Below are 17,210 nucleotides of genomic sequence, written 5' to 3'. Positions count from 1 at the left end.
TAGACGCGATCGCTGTTGCTGGAAAGCGCATGGTCTGCAAATCTAGATGGACAGGTCTTTGCTTTTTCACGTTCTGCTCACTCTGCTCTATTGAGCTATATTTTTGTTATACGAACCACTTTTGTTCAAACATCGAACCGAGAATGGTTCACACTTCGATGCTGTTACAAAAGAAAAGTTTAAACAGACACTTAACGTTTTAAAGACAAGTTATCAAGTTATCGATCAACTGCTCTCTAAACGGCAATATCTGCGGCTCTTCTGAGCCGAAGCAAGTATACCCGCGGCAAATGTCAAATACAAACATCACATTATGCAAATATTGTTTTTTTGGTAAAAAATCTGCCAAGTACCTGTTCTGTTATGGGGTTTAGGCTAAATAAGACCATGGTCTAAGAAATTTAAACGCTTATTTAAATTGAAATGTGATCTGGATTCACTGTAAAGTGTTGGCGTTTGATAAGCCGCACTCACATAAGAATGAAGTAAGGAGAACGGGTATGGCTGAAAATATAGCCAAGTTGGAACTGCCAGGAAATGACTCAATCGATCTGCCAATAAAAAAAGGAACGGCAGGCTTCGATGTCATCGACATCAGCAAATTAGGTAGTACAGGTTACTTTACCTTCGATCTAGGATTTCTCGCGACAGCCTCCTGCGAATCTGCGATTACCTATATCGACGGCGCACAAGGAATACTGCTTCACCGCGGATACCCTATTGGTGAATTAGCCGTAAATTCAGATTATTTAGATCTGTGTTATTTGCTGCTGTATGGAGAGCTACCAACCAAAACTCAGTACGAACAGTTTGTTCATACAGTTAAGAACCACACCATGGTTAACGAGCAACTAGTCGCCTTCTTTAAAGGCTTCAGACGTGATGCTCACCCCATGGCTATGTTATGTGGTATTACTGGTGCACTTTCTGCATTTTACCAAGATTCACTAGATGTTAACGATGAGCGTCACCGCGAAATCGCCGCTTTCCGTCTAATCTCTAAGATGCCGACAATTGCCGCCATGTGTTACAAGTACTCGATCGGCCAGCCATTCGTGTATCCACGTAATGACTTGAGCTACGTGGGTAACTTCCTCAGCATGATGTTTGCTGTGCCCTGTGAAGAATACGAGGTTAACCCGATTGTTGAACGTGCCATGGATCGCATCTTTATTCTGCATGCAGATCATGAGCAAAACGCATCGACATCGACAGTACGTATGGCCGGCTCTTCAGGTGCTAACCCATTTGCATGTATTGCAGCGGGTATTGCATCACTTTGGGGACCGGCTCACGGCGGCGCTAACGAAGCGTGTCTGACCATGCTCGAAGAGATCGGCACAGTGGATCGTATCCCTGAGTTCATCGCTCGCGCTAAAGACAAGGAAGATCCTTTCCGTCTGATGGGCTTCGGACATCGCGTCTATAAGAACTTCGACCCTCGCGCTAAAGTTATGCGTGAAACCTGTCATGAAGTCCTTAAAGAGCTTAATGTTAACGACCCACTGCTCGATGTTGCCATGGAACTCGAACGTATCGCCCTTGAAGATGATTATTTCGTCTCTAAGAAGCTATATCCAAACGTCGACTTCTACTCAGGCATCATCATGAAGGCTATCGGTATACCGACTAGCATGTTCACTGTACTGTTCGCTTTAGCGCGCACAGTGGGTTGGATTGCTCATTGGAAAGAGATGTTGGATCAACCTGGTCATAAGATCAGTCGTCCACGTCAATTGTATACCGGTGCACCTGAGCGCTCTTTTGTCCCACAAGACAAACGTGAATCTTAACGTCTCGGCACTAGGTTCTAGAACCTAGTGAGCAGGAACTAAAAAAAGGCACTCATCGAGTGCCTTTTTTTATATTATTAATTTGGTAAGCTTCTATCAACTGCAATACTCTTGTATCAAATGACGTTTGAATTGTCACAAGATTAATCGTTAAATTCCTCTTAGTCAAAAACATCAACCTTTAAACCTTTTCGCTACATAATATTTAGCCATTTTAACCAGAGCAAAAACATAAGCACTAAACCACTGTATTTAAGACGTTCATTATTTGGAATATTTTGTGCTTATTTAATCACAATTGCAACAAACAACTTAGGTGTTTTACATGGACTCTTTAAATACACTCGCTAACAGTCAAGTCATTCACTCACAAAAATCTAGCATTCAAACTCGCCCACTCAATGGTTTCAAGTTTGCACTTCCTCTCCTCATAGTATCTGTACTCTCAGCGTGTAGCGGTGAAGAGCCTCCTAAAGAAGAGGAGAAGTATGCCGTCCCTGTCGAAACGACGACCGTGATTCAGGGGGATGTCTCTTCTTTCTACAGCACAACTGCCACACTGGAAGCTCCGGAAGAAGCCAAGGTGGTCACTCGCATCTCAGGCTTGATTGAAATCATCAAGGTGGAAGAGGGTGACAGAGTCACTAAGGGTCAATTACTGGCGGTGATCGATGCTAAGAGACAGAGAAAAAATTGATGCCGTGAGACACCTGCTGCCAAAAGATGTTGAGCGGGTCTTTATCAGGCAGTTCTCAACCGCAGATATGCCAGTGCTAAATTTAAGAATATCCAGTGACCGTGAGCTATCCGGCGCATTTGACCTACTCGATAAGCAGCTTAAACGTCCTTTGGAGCGAGTCGAAGGTGTTTGATATCTCTCATTATCTTGGCATCCACAGCCCTGCCCTGCCCTTGAGCATGGTCAATCAAGATCAAGCCGATGGTGAGGGCAACAATAAACTCTACATCAACTACCAGGTTGAAGGACGACACAATCTCAACGTCACCGAGGCGATGATCACTAAGATGGAGACCTATCTCTACGCCAATAAAGATAAATTTTATATCGACTCGGTATGCTCCCGACCGCGGCCAATCTACCCTGTTCCTTAAGCAAGATACTCAAATTGACATGAAGGAGTTAAAGAAAATTATACGTGAAGGCTTCCCTAAATTCTCCATCGCCAAGCCTCAATTTGGTTGGGGCGGCGGTAACAATGGCCTAAGAGTGACCCTGACCGGACGCTCCACCAGTGATCTTATCGAAATAAGTCACCGAGTGATCCCGCTGCTGTCTGAGATTGAAGCCTTAACGGATGTGAGATCTGAGCTCAGCGGTGCTCAGCAGGAGGTGGTGATCCAGATTGACAGGCAGATGGCCGCCAGACTCGATCTCAAGCTCAATGAAATCGCTTCCAGTATCTCTATGGCCTTAAGAGGCAGCCAACTTAGATCTTTTCGTCATGATCCCAATGGCGAGTTACGCATCGAGATGTCCTTCGAACGAGAATGGCGCTTGTCGCTAGAGAGATTAAAACAGCTACCGGTGATCAGAATCGCTAACCGGGTGTATACCTTAGATAGCTTAGCGACTATCACCATCTCGCCAAGGTTCGATACCATTCGCCACTATGACAGACAGACGGCCTTGTCTATCGGCGCAAACTTAGATGATCTCACCACAGAAGATGCACAGGAAAAGATAACTCGAGTGATGGAGACGGTGAATTTTCCTGCGGGATATGGCTATTCACTCAGAGGAGGCTTCGAGAAACAAGATGAAGATCAGGCCGTAATGGCGACCAACATGCTACTGGCCTTAGCCATGATCTACATAGTGATGGCGGCTCTGTTCGAATCTTTATTGCTACCGACGGCGATTATCACCTCGATCCTATTTTCCATCACAGGCGTATTTTGGGGCTTGCTATTTACCGGCACGCCCATGGGCGTCATGGTCATGATCGGCATATTGATCTTAATGGGAATTGTGGTGAACAACGGCATAGTGCTGGTGGATCAGATAAACCAGAAACAGCCAGCACTCGACAAGCTGTCGGGAGAAATCAGTCCGGTGTGTATTTCACGTCTTCGCCCTGTGCTTATGACTGTCGGCACCACAGTACTCGGTTTACTGCCACTGGCACTGGGTAACACTCAGCTCGGTGGAGGGGGTCCATCATATTCACCCATTGCCATTGCCATCATAAGCGGCTTAACATTCTCTACCGTAACCAGTCTTTATCTGGTGCCCCTGTGTTATCAGGCCCTGTATCGAATGCGCTACAACGCAGCCGTACGCTTAGGTCGTGCAAATAGTCTTTCGAGAAGACTTATGCCTTGGGCATATTGAGCAAACTATTGAGACAATGATATTTGCTGGGTAACTTTGAATGAGGGGCTGCAATTGCAGCCCCCTCACAAGATATTGATACGTCTTATCGGAAGATTTCAACTCTACTCAACATCTATCGAGGCATAAACCGCCAAACCCCAGAGAGATTGAGTTTCAATGCCTAATAGACACAGAGAACGTAACACAATAAAACTTGCAAAAACCAACATCCATCCTAAAATTTGTATACTCAATAACATTAACGCGCATTCGATATAAACGTCAGAAATGACTAAGAGATCGATATGGAAAAACCAATAAAGTTTAGTCCGGCAAAAAAACGATCTGTGTTATTACTCAACTTAAATAATGAAGAATGCCATTGGGAAGCTCAATTTAGCGCTTTTAACTGGCATTGCATTCACGCGACGAGTGTGGCGCAAACCATTAAACACATACACAAATACGATATCGATGTCGCCATAGCGCTGATATCAGCACCCTATCAACATATTGTTTTTAAAGCACTAACCAGACTGCGTGAAGTAAAAAGCAGCATCCTGTGGATCGCCATATCCAGCGATAATCAATTTACTCAATATCCACAGACTCATCAGTTCCCAAGCTATTTTATCGACTATCATCATCAGCCTCTAGACTGGCCTAAGCTAAGTCATACCTTAGGCCACGCCCACGGCATGGCGGCATTGCAACTCGAGAAAGCGGCGGAGCTAAATAACCCACAGAATAATCACGTCATACTAGGAAAATCGGCTACCATAAGACGATTTAAAACTTCACTCGAAAAAATTGCCCGTGCTGAGGGTGCCGTGCTTATCAGCGGTGAAACCGGCACAGGTAAAGGCCTCAGTGCCCATCTTATCCACGCTAAATCCAGCCGAAAAAATGGTCCCTTCATCACCATAAACTGTGGCGCCCTACCGGCAAGCTTGATCCATTCCGAATTATTTGGTCATGAGAGAGGCGCCTTTACCGGCGCCGAAAAACTGTATATCGGCCATATAGAGAAAGCCAATAAGGGCACCCTGTTTCTCGATGAGATCGGCGACTTATCGCTGGAATCCCAGGTAAACCTGCTGCAGTTTATCGAAGATCATACTATAGAGCGTCTCGGGGGCAGCCAGACGATAACTATCGATTGCCGGATAATATTCGCATCCCACGTTAATCTGGAAGCCGCCATCGACGAGGGACGATTTCGAGAGGATCTCTATCATAGACTCAATATTTTGCGAATTCATGTACCTAGCCTGCGGGAATACCGTGAAGATATTGAGCTATTGGCGAATGCATACCTGCGGATATATCAGCAGGGCAACAACAAGCTGATATTGTCACCGGCAGCACTCGAGATCATGCTCAGATACGAGTGGCCGGGTAATGTGCGCGAACTGAAGAACCGTATCCAACGCGCCGTCGTCATGGCCGAAGGCAAACAGATATACCCAACGGATTTAGGCATTAAAATCGTTAACTATCAATCGCAACGTGACTTGGTGCAACATAGGCTAGAGATAGATACCGAAGTTTTGCTCGATGCCATCAAGCGCAACAATCACAATATATCCGCCGCCGCCAGAGATCTCAATATTTCCAGAACCACTTTCTATCGACTGATAAAGAAATGCAAAATAAAACTCTAGACCAAATGAACCACTAGCTGCTGGAGTTAGCTCAGGTAGTTAGCCAACAGCAATATTAACCATATTCGTTCACAGAGGAACCACTAATGTCGACACGACTCCTACAGATCATTGCCATCGTGCTGGGCGTCCAGCTTATTATGGCTTGTGAGCCAAACTCAAGTGCTAAATTGGAGCAGGAACTGGCGTCAATCAAGCAAGATATTAACCAGCTGAGACAAGACATCACCAAGATAGGCAGCCAGGTAACAGACATACATACCATCGCCATGAGTTCGCAACAACCGCAACACAAGACCCTGCCGACTCAGGAAAATATCGATGCCGATGGCCGCCTGCCCTCTATAGGCAGCGCCGGAGCCGAGATAGCCATCATAGAGTTCTCCGATTATCAGTGCCCCTATTGCAAACGCTTTATCGACCAAACATTTACCCAGCTGAAGCGCAAATATATCGACACTGGCAAGGTGAGATACCTGACCCGGGATTTCCCGCTAAGCTTTCACCCCAAGGCCAAGGCCGCCGCCATCGCCGCCAACTGCAGCCTACGCCAGGATGCCTACTGGCCGATGCGGGACTCGCTGTTTAACAATATGGGTCAACTCGGTGACGAGCTGTACCAACAGACAGCCTCCGAGCTAGCGTTAGATATGACCCAATTTACTGAGTGCCTCACAGACGAGAGCGTTCTGGGTAAGATTGAACAAGATATGGCCTATGGCTCCCAGTTAGGCATCCGCGGCACGCCCAGCTTCGTCATCGGCCGGGTCGAAGGCAATCGGCTCATCAGCCCCAGGCTCGTGGTCGGCGCCCAGAGCTTCGAGAGCTTCGCGGTGCTGTTAGACGAACTGCTGGCTAACGACAAGAAGTAAGGATTAATCGGCTGGCCAGTTAACCAGGCCAGTCAGTTTACGCCCCCCTCCCCCGCAAGCAACACCAGCACTTCCATCATTTTTTAATCTATCATCCTCGCCAAAAATCGACTGCTGTTATTAGCTTAGTATTAGCACCTGTATCAGCCATGGACAGTGACATAAGCTGTTACAGGCTTGCAGTTAATCACAAAAAAGATATGAATCAAACTGTTAACCAAACATAGACCCTATCCGTGTGCCACAGATGACACAGATGACACAACAAAGCCTGCCACGCCCGCCAAATTTAATTATATACCCTTATTTATCAGCATTTTACAATCATGGTGCGAAGTTTGCTTATTTAGTGTGTCAGACGCTTGGATGCGACCCTATGAAGCCGGTGATTTATAACCTGCTGCAGACGGGTAGCAAGCCAGCTCTAGCGGCGATATGCCGACAGCGGCCTACGAAGATATCGGGCCAATTATCGAAAAATCGCCCTCTACGAATCTTGCAGCTCTTAGCGGCTCGATGTAGATCTAGCGACAGATGAATCAAACAGTAATAAGCACGTTTATCCAAATTCACTTATAGGATGGTAAATATTATGAAACTTTTTCAATTTAGCCGGTTTATCGGGGCGCTGGGTATCGCCCTGATAAGCATGGCCAGCCTCTATGGTGTGACGAGCCTGACGCCGGCCAATGCCTCATTCTTCCCACAACTGAAATCTCATGCCTGTCTAGCCGAATTTTCGGGTACTCATTTAACCTGTAGAGCCAACGATATCCGGGTCAGTGAAGTCACTAATGTCACCAATCCCGACGGTTCGACCCCAGTGGAATGCGTCGAGGGTCAGATGTTCGAATTTAAGGCCGATTTCACCATCTTAACCACAGCCACCAGTCGCTACGGCTATGGCATCTGGTTACCCGAAGGCAAATGGAGTGCGCAGGATGAGAGCACAACCAACACCTGCTCAGTGTTAACCGGTAAAACAGACGGCCCGGGTGTCGACCTCGATGGTGATGTCTGCGCCGACATCAGCAAGAAGGCGGGCTTCAATCCAGAACACGTCTACGTCGGCGAAACAATCACCATGCTTTGCCGCGACGATGATAATTCAGGTAAGGCAGATTTTAACTACTGCGCCTCCTGGAACCAGCAAGAATACGGTATCTGTGACGGAAATAATCCGACACCGGCCGGTTCGCCATCGAAATGTCGTTGTGAGACCTTCGATATCGATGTATTTATTCAACCCGATCCACCCGCTATTTTCAAGACGCTAACCAGCTCATCTTCTCACAGTGAACCGGGCGGCACATTCAGTTATACCGTAAGCTTCACTAACACTAACACTTCAACCTCACTGTTTATCACCTCGCTCAGCGATGAGATAGATATCGGCGGCGAGGGTACGTTCGATGCATCCCTAGATCTATGGGGTAGCCTAGATACGGTATCGCCTTTGATAGACGGCGTCTATCTGACCGCGACCAACTGTTCACAACCCGCAGATATAGGCGATGGCCCGGGTGAAATTCTGCCTAGTGGTACATACAGTTGTGCCTTCACGGTGCATATCGTCGACAGGGACCTACCCGATGATCAGAGCCCCGAGCTTTATGATAACTTAGTGATTCTGGCACTCGAAGACAAGAATGGTGATGAAGTTCCCGACGTTCCCAACGTTCCTAGCAGCTGTGCGGCCATCCCCTATAGCATAGTCGGCGATCACTGTAGTAATGAGATAAGGGTGCAGATCACCAACTTGGCACCGACGATCACCGTGACCAAGACGGCTAATCCAACGGAAGTGTTGGAACCTGGCGCCAATGTCGAATTCACCATTACCGTCAAAAATGATGCCGCGTTCTGGGATTCACCACTGAACCTGACCATGTTGAGTGACACAGATTTCGGCGATCTTTTAGTCGACGAATGTTCCGCAGAGTCCACCAGCATAGCCTTAGGTGCGACCTATAGCTGCGTATTCACTAAGTTCATTTCTGGCGATGCCGGCGATCAGCACTCCAATACTGTGTCTGCGACGGCTAGAGATGATGAAAACGATGAGGCCACGGGTAACGACTCGGCCATGGTAGACATCCGCGATGTGCCATCGTCGATCACCCTGATTAAAACGGCGACCCCGACCAGTGTACTGGAAACCGGCGATAATCCAGAAAACTACAGCGATGTCAGCTACAACTTCGAGTTTGGAGTTAATGCTGCCGGCGTGGACGAAGTGACCTTCACCAGTCTGATTGATATCCCATTCGGAATCCTAACCGGTGATTGTTGGGTGGATATGAAGAATGGTGCCCCGATCACACCGACTGCCCTCAACGGCTTCATGCTGCTTCCAGGCGACTATGCAAGCTGTGACATCATCAAGGGACTGCGAGGTAACTCGGGCGATACCCATCTCAATACGGCCACCATCAGAGGTGTCGATGAGGACGGTCAGGACGTGGATGCGACTGATAATGCTCTGGTGACCTTCACACCGCAAGCCCCCGATACTGATATGGCTTTTGCCACCAGTATGCTAGTGGTGCTTGAGTTAACCAATGCAGGTATCGAAAATGTAACCTTAACTGAGCTCACGGTACTAGGTGTAACGGTTGCCGACGGTAACTCTGACGCTAATGATATCTTTACCATTCTGAATACCATCGGCGGTTACCATGCCGGCGTGGCATATTCAGCCTGTACTATAGGAACTGTACTGGAATACAGTAGCTCTGGCAGCGAAACCTATAGCTGTGCCTTCACCATAGAGCTCCAGCCTGGTATTGAGAATACCGACGCGATCACCTTCCTCGCAACTGGAGTTGACGGTATCGTCGCGATAGTAGAAGACGATGAAGGAGACCAAGTTGTCAATGGCGTAGCGGTTGAAGTTAATACTGTCGAGTAACTGATAGCACTCGAATGTTAACCCTGCTACAAGCTTGATATAGCAAAGAGGGCGACGGTAAATACCGCCGCCCTCTCTATATCGCAATCGATAAAAATTGATTTGCGATTAACACCATAGCACTAACTATTTTTTACCATTACCATTACCATGACCCTTGCCACCACCGCTCAAGTTTAGACTAACCGAAGCCGTTGCCGTCTTATCACCATCGCTGATGGTGTAGCTGAAGCTATCGCTGCTCTTAAAGCTCTTGGCCGGCGTGTATAACAGCTGACCACCGCTAGCGATTTGCACGCTACCCTTGGCGCCTTGGCTCACCGCGACGATAATAAGCTCATCACTTTCCGCATCGAAGTCATTGGCTAGCACATCGATAATGACCGAATTTTTAGAGGCCATACTCACACTATCATTGACCGCGACAGGCGCCGTGTTAGTGGCCGATATAACCGTATAACTGACACTGTCACTGCCTAAATAGCTTGTTTCAGTGGCATTTTGTGCATTAACTGCGATGTTAAATGAACCTGTTGCCGTAGCGGCATCAGACGTGACGCTAATATTCACCACAATACTGGCACCCGGTGCTAGGTTCACTTTGGTATTACTCGCGCTCCAGCCAGTAGGCGCATCGGCAAACACATCAAAACTGGCTGCTAAACAAGCCTCGCTATCTTGACGGGTCACAGTGGCAGTGTAATTAACCTGAGTCCCGGCTACCACTTCAGCTCCCTGAGGATTCGACACCACAATCGTAGCCGCTGCAAGCGTACATGTCGGTAGTGGGTTTACTACCGTATAACTGGCTACATCATTGCCGGTATAGCTATTGTCTAGGCGATTTTGAGCACTTAGATTGAAATCATAGATACCATCTTGAGCCACCGTGGATGACGCCACATTCAGGCTAATTTCTCGGCTTTCACCCGGTGCTAAACTCACATCAAGACTATCGGCACTCCAATCCGCAGGCACATTAGCCGTCACATCGAAATCACTGCTCGCACAGCTGCTGCTATCCTGACTGGTTATGGTGCCGCGGTAGGTTGCAACTATCCCCGGAGCCAGCTCACCACTGTTGTCGACTGACAAAATAAATCTTGGGCTCGCCATTACACAGGCCGCGACAGGAGAATCCACTACATAGCTTACGATACCTGTCTGAGCGTAATCGCTATTACTGCTGTCTGCTGCACTTATTTCGATATCATAGAAGCCATCGGCAGCGGTATCTGATGAGCTCACATTCAGCATCACCATGCCAATCATCCCGGGCGATAGACTGAGAGACTTATCTGTCGCCGTCCAGCCACTAGGCACAAACGCAGACACATCATAATCAGAGGTTGCACAATCAGCACTGTCCTTGTTGGTCACAATAGCGCTATAGATCACTGTGGTCCCAGCCTCTACCCAGGCACTCTCATTGGGCAGCAATAATAAACTTGGATTAGCCTTAATACAGCTCAGACCCGAATAGCTTACATTCACGCTAGCCCCGGTTGTATCGGCCCACTCGGTGGTAATGGTCACACCGGCATCGAGATCGGTATAACTGGTGCCAGCCAACAGAGCGGCATCATCAAAATCATTAAGGCCGCTGTTGGGTGTCATATCGAGTAACAAGTTACTCTGCATGTCGTTCTCAGTCGCCAGATGCAATACCACACCATCTGTTATACCGCTTTTGCCTTCGAGGAAACTATCGAAACCAATTGCCTGACGATACTCGAGGTAATACCACAGAGGTAGCCCTGTATCAGCATCGGTACCTCGGCGTACCTTTATTCCCTTAGCTTTACTAGCAGGCGCCGTTTCATAGGGTTCAAGTTGATAACTGCCATCACTTTCGGCAGTGATAACTTCACCCGCAGCAGACGTGATCCAACCGAGTTGTTGCTTACTAAAAGCATTGAAATGGCCTGTTACTCCAGATTTACCCATGATGTCCATGGTATCGCCATATTCAAATGACAAACAGCGACCAGCCAATACCCCATCAGAACAATCAAGATCCTTAGCATGGTGCAATCCAAGGTTGTGGCCCAACTCATGTCCAACAGTGCGGAGTGTCATTGAACCATTGATGAACGCACGCGAAGGGCTTCCACCAATTGTCCCCTGCCCCGTCCAGCCACAATCGCTGTTCTCGGGATAGATATACACCCAGCGATCGTAATTTTCAACATCGATACCACTTTCGACGACCGCTTGGCGTCCGTAATTGTCGATTGCGTTAGTACTACAAGTCGCATCAATTGGTAAGGTGAAGTAGCCTTGTACATCGCCGCTTAACCAGGTGCGGCCATAAGACGCTTCCTGGTAATAATCATTAACCGTGCCGAACACCAACTCTTGTGCCTGCGCCACAGTCCATGGCTGGCTGGTATTATCCTGAAAATTGACCAGCAAGACTAAGGTACGTTGCTCGCCCAGGGTATTGACCAAGCTAGTCGCTGTGATGGCGCTCGCGCTTATCTCGGTGCCGTCATCTGCCAGCAGCATCAGGTTTTCTGACTCATCAAAGAGCACTAACGCACTGGAGTTACTATCGTCTTGACGACTGTCGTTAAACATCCAGCCCTTGGCCTTCACCCGAGCGCCAGTCTGCCAGCTTGTGGCGTTGGCAGGAAGATGCAGCTCGACCCGTCCCGAATCGGTGATCAGGGTATGACGCAGATGACTCTGGCTGACATCTTCATAATCCACATACGCCACTTCAAGCTCGCCCTTAAGCTCACGCTTCTGGGTCAACATGGCCAGCACGTCATCCGGCATGCCGGCTCTGGCCGATATGGGTAGCACGGCGCGGACCGCCGCCGCGGGATCAGTTTTAACCAGATCGCTGAGTAATGCCTGACGCGCCCGAGTTCGTGCGATCAGTTGTTGCTTCAATGCTTGTTTATTTGATTTCACCCCATGACGATAATCAGCCATCAAGCCGGCGAGTGCCAGAGTCTGTTTCTCGGTCTCTTGCTTGTGAGCCTGTTTGGCTCTTCTGGCGCTGGCATTGTCTCTGCCTTTACCATCAGCCGCAACGCCTTGCTGGGCCGTGGCACTGGCGGCTGAATTGTGGCTCCATGGTTCGGCGGCAGAGGCGGAAGAAAAACTGATGGCGCAAAAAGCCATCAGAGCAGTGACCGAGAGCCTGAAAAAATTGGCAGCCGAGTTCGATGTCCATATGACATTTTCTTTGTTCAAAATCATTTCCCCTAAGAGTCAAACTTACAAAATTAAACCGTTCTAATGACAGATTTCAATTTTTGAATTTTCTGGTACAAGGATTATTAAATAATCGCCAGCAGAGAGTCGCAGCGCATACCCGCTCTGGACGAACCAATTAAATCAGCGGGCATATTAGCAAACAGATTGATGTAATTACAAACACTAATCGATCAAAAAGTGATCGATCGCGCGCTTTTTAACCACTTCTTCACCAAGCGCTTGAAAGTTAAATACCGGGATAATAGATAAGGCGAATTGAAACTAGCGCTCCAGCACGAACAAGAGCTCAGAGCACATATAAATGATGATACAAGTTGCAGGTAAAATAGACTCGAACAGGTCTTGCACCTCCAAGATAGAAGGATCCAAACATTATAGGGGGATTTACAAACCAGTTAGCTGCTTTTATTTTTTATAACATTAAGGAGTGCACTCATGTGCACTCCTTAATGAGCCTATATCCACTGACGTTTAGCTCAACAAGAGTAAAGTCAACTAGCTATCGACCATCCTCGGCGCGTCTGGCTTTAAAATCTGAGTCTTCGAGCCACCTAGGCCAAGCTTGATCATTAGCGAGACGAGCCAAAATATCTCCGATTAGCTGTAAATCTTGTCTTACGCCCCCAAGAGACCAAGTATTGTCATAATCATCTTGGCCTTTATGGTATTTGTGAGCGATATAGTCGGGATCAGTATCGCCTAAACTCATAAACAGCAGGCCAGGAACGCCTTGCTGAGCCAATGCAAAATGATCAGAACGATACATCAAGCCATTTTGCGGACGAGGATCGGCTTTAACATGGCGTTTCAGCGTTGCGCTGGCCTCTTTTAAGTAGTTTTCTAGTTCAGATACACCTTGGCCATAACCTAAGATGTAATCCACGCCATCGTTGACATTCATGCCATCGATATTGAGGAAGGCAACGATATTTTTAGTGGCTACCGGCGGATTTTGGGCAAAATGTTGGGCACCTATGAGTCCGGTTTCCTCTGCCGTGAAGCTGGTAAATAAAATATCTCGTCTAAAAGGCATTTTATCAGCCTTTGCCTTAAAGGCCTTGGCTAAGGCGAGTACACCGGCGACGCCAGAGGCATTATCAACAGCGCCATTAAATATCTGCTTATTTCCTTGTGCATCTAGCTTAGTGCCCAGATGATCCCAATGGGCATGCATGACAAGTGTCTCGTCTCCCTTATTGCTGCCGGGCAGTTTGGCAACAACATTGAAAGACTCGGCCATCACTAAGGTATTTTTTAGCAACAGGTTGGCTTTCATGTTGAGATCGACGGCTTCGAAACCTGGCTTACTGGCCGCTAGCTTCAAGGTTTCATAATTGAGATCTGCCTTAGCAAAAATTTGTTTGGCTACGTCATGCTGCACCCAGCCCATGACCCCGACTTGGCCCATGTTGTTGTTATCGTCAATGAGAGTAAACTTACTGCCGGTATTCGAGTTTTGCACCACCCCCCAACCATAGGCTGCCGGAGCGGTTTCATGAACGATAAACACCCCAGCGGCGCCTTGTCTGGCGGCCTCTTCATACTTGTAGGTCCAGCGGCCGTAATAGGTCATGGCATTGCCTTTAAACAAGCCGTCATCTTGAGTCGCAAAACCTGGATCATTGACTAAGACGATGACAGTTTTGCCCTTCACATCTATACCTTGATAATCATCCCAAGCATACTCGGGGGCATTAATGCCATAACCAACAAACACCAGTTCACTATTCTTGAGTTCAACTTGGTCGACTATTCTCTGGGTTCTGGCAGTAAACTGATCGCCTTGGCTAAATGTCATCCCCTCTATACTGAGAGTCATATCCACATCGGCGCGGATCTCGGCCAAGGGAACAGCTTGCAAATAACTGCCCTTATAACCCGGCTCCAATCCTATCTTCTTAAATGAGTTAACCAGATAATCTAAGGTTAAGGCCTCTCCTGCGGACAAGGGCGCCCTGCCGCCAAACTTATCGCTGGCCAACACCCGAACATCTTGTCGATACTGTACTGCGTCAAACGAGAACTCATCTTGCTGTGATATGGCCGAAAACGCTAACAAAGACGAACAACATATGGTTGCTAAAATGTATTTTTTCACCAATAGTCCCTTTTAATTTTAATAATCGGTATTATAGACAAGGTGAGTTTAGGATATCGCCCTAACCAGAACAATAGCTCAGGGCACAAATGATTAATTCAAGGAAGATTGTTGATGGGAGTGAGTTTGGGGGCTGATGACATTCCCCCTAATACTAAGCAGGGAAGCTGAGTCGGGAAATTGGGCTAGAAAACTTAAGCCGTGAAATTGAACCGGGACATTATGCTAGCTGCCTAAAGTGCCATAACAACCAGAACATGGGCCGCAGATCTTTGCCGCCGATATCTTTAAACAATCTCAAACCCGGATAAATCCACTGCCAGGGGGTGAGCCATTGTTTTGCATCTAGCCAGATAGCTTCGCCACCCGCATCACGATAGGCTTGGATAGCCGGGGTTATCATCTCGTGATCCGGTCCCATATATCGATATAGGCTATGAATATACACGAGTAGATCGCGTCTCTGCTGATAGGCGATATCTTTACTGTTCTGACTGGCTTCAAAATCGATAAAATGTACCTGACCTTCACTCCAGCTGATATCTCTCAAGGCCGGTCGACCGTGAGCGAGCCCTAACTGATGTAGATTAGCCAAAGCAGTCGCACTCGCATTTAATATCTGCTGTTTTTCATCCTGACTCAAGGTCTTATCACTGAGCCAGGCACTGATCGTCGGGCCGACATCGGCAATAACAAAATAATCTGGGGATGAACACATAAGCTGAGGAACTTGCGCACCTTTACTGGCGAGCATGACTAATGTTTCAACTTCAATCTGCAATGCCTTAGCAGGACTCTGCTTGAGAAATCGCATTGCACCCGTCAGTTTCTCCGCTTGTTTAAGCCAATAGAATTGACCTTGATGCTCAAACTTGAGAACTCTGGTCCCTTGGTTATCATTCAATATTTTTCCAACGACAGCTTCGAAAGTTTGTTCAGACACGCGGTAGCTCCAAAAAAGTGACAGATGATTATGGAGATTCGGGTTAATTAAAGCAATGTGAATTAGTGAAACTCAAGCAAACAACATCTAAACGGGCTTAGAGTAAGGGAAACGCCATAAAAAAACGCTCCATATAGGAGCGTTAATATTGCCTAGGCAATGGCTTATTTAAGTTTATGCCTCGTCCTGCCAAGGCTCAGCCTTGTTTTCCAGCAGTACAGGGATGCCATCGTTAATGGCATAGGCCAGACGGTCTGCCTTGCAGATCAACTGTTGCTTGGCTTTATCGTAATCCAGCTTTCCTTTACAAATCGGACAAGCAACAATTTCTAATAATTTTCTATCAAACGCCATCTGATTTTCCTTGTTTCTTTTTCATGGCTCCATGAACCTTATCCATGAGATCCGCTTCAAATCTTGTGGGTAGCTTGGCATCAACCGCAAGATACCACCAGTTATCTTTTGCAAAATCGCGACACTTAACTGCATCTTTCTCTGTCATCAATATGGGGTGTTCGCCCGCCACCTGCATCAGGGCATCGAGAGTAAACTGCTGATGATCCTCAAAACCATGTGTCTTAATGACGCTATACCCTTGCTCATCTAAGGTATTGAAGAAGCGTTGCGGGTTACCTATTCCAGCGACGGCAACCACGGGAGTAGGCACATAAGTATGCTTGGAAGATGGCGATACGGGAAAGATACCTTGAGGCAGGAGCTCCATCTGAAACTCATCATCCCGTGCTTGGCCGTTGACTAAGATGAAGTCAACAGACTGAGCTCGCCAGCATCCCTCTCGTAGCGGTCCCGAAGGTAACAGCATGCCATTACCAAATCTGCGCGCACCATCGAGAATAAGTAATTCTATGTCACGTCCGAGTCGATAATGCTGCAAGCCGTCATCGCTGATGATCACATCAACTTGGCTATCGGTAAGCAACTTTTTTGCCGCCATCACTCTGTCGGCCCCTATCACCATAGGCACGCCAGTTCTGGCGACTATCATGGCAGGTTCATCCCCGACTTCCGCTGCAGGCATCTGTGGCTCGACTCTTTTTACGCCGTCAAACTTAACCCCGTAGCCACGACTGATCACGCCTGGCTTTAGGCCATGTTTCCGTAGCAAGTCGATAAGATAAATGACAGTGGGCGTCTTACCACTGCCTCCCACTGTGATATTACCGACAATGATAACTGGCACAGGGAGGCTATGACTCTGTTTCAGACCCGACTTAAACAGCGAGCGCCTGATAAGGCTCACCAGCCAAAACAGTAAGGTCAATGGCAATAAAAGATACTTAAGCAGCCTAAAGACCGGATGAGCATCCTTGTCCGGATACCAAAGTTTATTGACAAATGCTTGCAT

General features: G+C 47.5%; 10 protein-coding genes and 3 pseudogenes. 7 read left to right on the top strand and 6 right to left on the bottom strand.

The annotated features are described in order from the left end of the window. A pseudogene (locus KT99_RS20960) lies at positions 1 to 91 on the bottom strand (succinate dehydrogenase cytochrome b556 large subunit); the annotation flags it as partial. Positions 92 to 500: 409 nt separating this feature from the next. Here KT99_RS20960 and KT99_RS13995 point away from each other — a divergent pair. The 7 genes and pseudogenes from KT99_RS13995 (at position 501) to KT99_RS13970 (ending at position 9,575) form a co-directional block, all read left to right on the top strand. Further along, entirely contained in the window at positions 501 to 1,793 is a 1,293-nt protein-coding gene (locus KT99_RS13995; protein WP_005501216.1) for a citrate synthase, read from the top strand. 325 nt (positions 1,794 to 2,118) lie between these two features. Then, positions 2,119 to 2,481 (top strand): annotated as a pseudogene (locus tag KT99_RS13990) (efflux RND transporter periplasmic adaptor subunit); the annotation flags it as partial. Next, complete coding sequence (locus KT99_RS22330; RefSeq protein ID WP_005501209.1) at positions 2,465 to 2,665, top strand: efflux RND transporter permease subunit; 201 nt, start codon at positions 2,465 to 2,467, stop codon at positions 2,663 to 2,665. The pseudogene KT99_RS13990 and the gene KT99_RS22330, both read left to right, overlap by 17 nt. A gap of 25 nt (positions 2,666 to 2,690) precedes the next feature. Further along, positions 2,691 to 4,146: pseudogene (locus KT99_RS13985) on the top strand (efflux RND transporter permease subunit); the annotation flags it as partial. A 287-nt stretch (positions 4,147 to 4,433) separates the two neighbouring features. Continuing rightward, a complete protein-coding gene (locus KT99_RS13980) occupies positions 4,434 to 5,792 on the top strand; it encodes a sigma-54 dependent transcriptional regulator (RefSeq protein ID WP_005501206.1) in 1,359 nt (452 codons plus the stop codon). Between the two features lie 86 nt (positions 5,793 to 5,878). Then, positions 5,879 to 6,664 (top strand): DsbA family protein, encoded by a 786-nt coding sequence (locus KT99_RS13975; protein ID WP_005501205.1) that lies wholly within the window; start codon positions 5,879 to 5,881, stop codon positions 6,662 to 6,664. 592 nt (positions 6,665 to 7,256) lie between these two features. After that, positions 7,257 to 9,575, top strand: a complete 2,319-nt coding sequence (locus KT99_RS13970; protein WP_005501204.1) for a hypothetical protein — start codon at positions 7,257 to 7,259, stop codon at positions 9,573 to 9,575. Positions 9,576 to 9,701: 126 nt separating this feature from the next. On the opposite strand, the gene KT99_RS13965 is transcribed toward KT99_RS13970, so the two are convergent. The 5 genes from KT99_RS13965 to lpxK all read right to left on the bottom strand — a co-directional run bounded on the left by KT99_RS13965 (position 9,702) and on the right by lpxK (position 17,210). Then, complete coding sequence (locus KT99_RS13965; RefSeq protein WP_005501203.1) at positions 9,702 to 12,785, bottom strand: Ig-like domain-containing protein; 3,084 nt, start codon at positions 12,783 to 12,785, stop codon at positions 9,702 to 9,704. A 517-nt stretch (positions 12,786 to 13,302) separates the two neighbouring features. Next, positions 13,303 to 14,901 (bottom strand): M28 family metallopeptidase, encoded by a 1,599-nt coding sequence (locus KT99_RS13960; protein ID WP_040572018.1) that lies wholly within the window; start codon positions 14,899 to 14,901, stop codon positions 13,303 to 13,305. A gap of 220 nt (positions 14,902 to 15,121) precedes the next feature. After that, positions 15,122 to 15,844: a lipopolysaccharide kinase InaA family protein gene (locus tag KT99_RS13955; protein ID WP_005501199.1), complete on the bottom strand. Its 723-nt coding sequence runs from the start codon at positions 15,842 to 15,844 to the stop codon at positions 15,122 to 15,124. Positions 15,845 to 16,018: 174 nt separating this feature from the next. Next, positions 16,019 to 16,198: a Trm112 family protein gene (locus KT99_RS13950; RefSeq protein WP_005501198.1), complete on the bottom strand. Its 180-nt coding sequence runs from the start codon at positions 16,196 to 16,198 to the stop codon at positions 16,019 to 16,021. Continuing rightward, entirely contained in the window at positions 16,188 to 17,210 is a 1,023-nt protein-coding gene (gene lpxK, locus KT99_RS13945) for a tetraacyldisaccharide 4'-kinase (RefSeq protein ID WP_005501197.1), read from the bottom strand. The genes KT99_RS13950 and lpxK overlap by 11 nt, the downstream gene beginning before the upstream one ends.

It is taken from the genome of Shewanella benthica KT99 (assembly GCF_000172075.1).
In the GTDB taxonomy this organism is placed as follows: domain Bacteria; phylum Pseudomonadota; class Gammaproteobacteria; order Enterobacterales; family Shewanellaceae; genus Shewanella; species Shewanella benthica_A.
The sequence above is the reverse complement of the archived record's forward strand: the minus strand, read 5'-3'. Positions and strand labels throughout refer to the sequence as shown.

Excerpts from the sequence above, each read along its gene's own strand:
- KT99_RS13995 (WP_005501216.1), top strand. The coding sequence starts at position 501 with ATGGCTGAAAATATAGCCAAGTTGGAACTGCCAGGAAATGACTCAATC.
- KT99_RS22330 (WP_005501209.1), top strand. The coding sequence starts at position 2,465 with ATGCTAAGAGACAGAGAAAAAATTGATGCCGTGAGACACCTGCTGCCA.
- KT99_RS13980 (WP_005501206.1), top strand. The coding sequence starts at position 4,434 with ATGGAAAAACCAATAAAGTTTAGTCCGGCAAAAAAACGATCTGTGTTA.
- KT99_RS13975 (WP_005501205.1), top strand. The coding sequence starts at position 5,879 with ATGTCGACACGACTCCTACAGATCATTGCCATCGTGCTGGGCGTCCAG.
- KT99_RS13970 (WP_005501204.1), top strand. The coding sequence starts at position 7,257 with ATGAAACTTTTTCAATTTAGCCGGTTTATCGGGGCGCTGGGTATCGCC.
- KT99_RS13965 (WP_005501203.1), bottom strand. The coding sequence starts at position 12,785 with ATGATTTTGAACAAAGAAAATGTCATATGGACATCGAACTCGGCTGCC.
- KT99_RS13950 (WP_005501198.1), bottom strand. The coding sequence starts at position 16,198 with ATGGCGTTTGATAGAAAATTATTAGAAATTGTTGCTTGTCCGATTTGT.
- lpxK (WP_005501197.1), bottom strand. The coding sequence starts at position 17,210 with ATGCAAGCATTTGTCAATAAACTTTGGTATCCGGACAAGGATGCTCAT.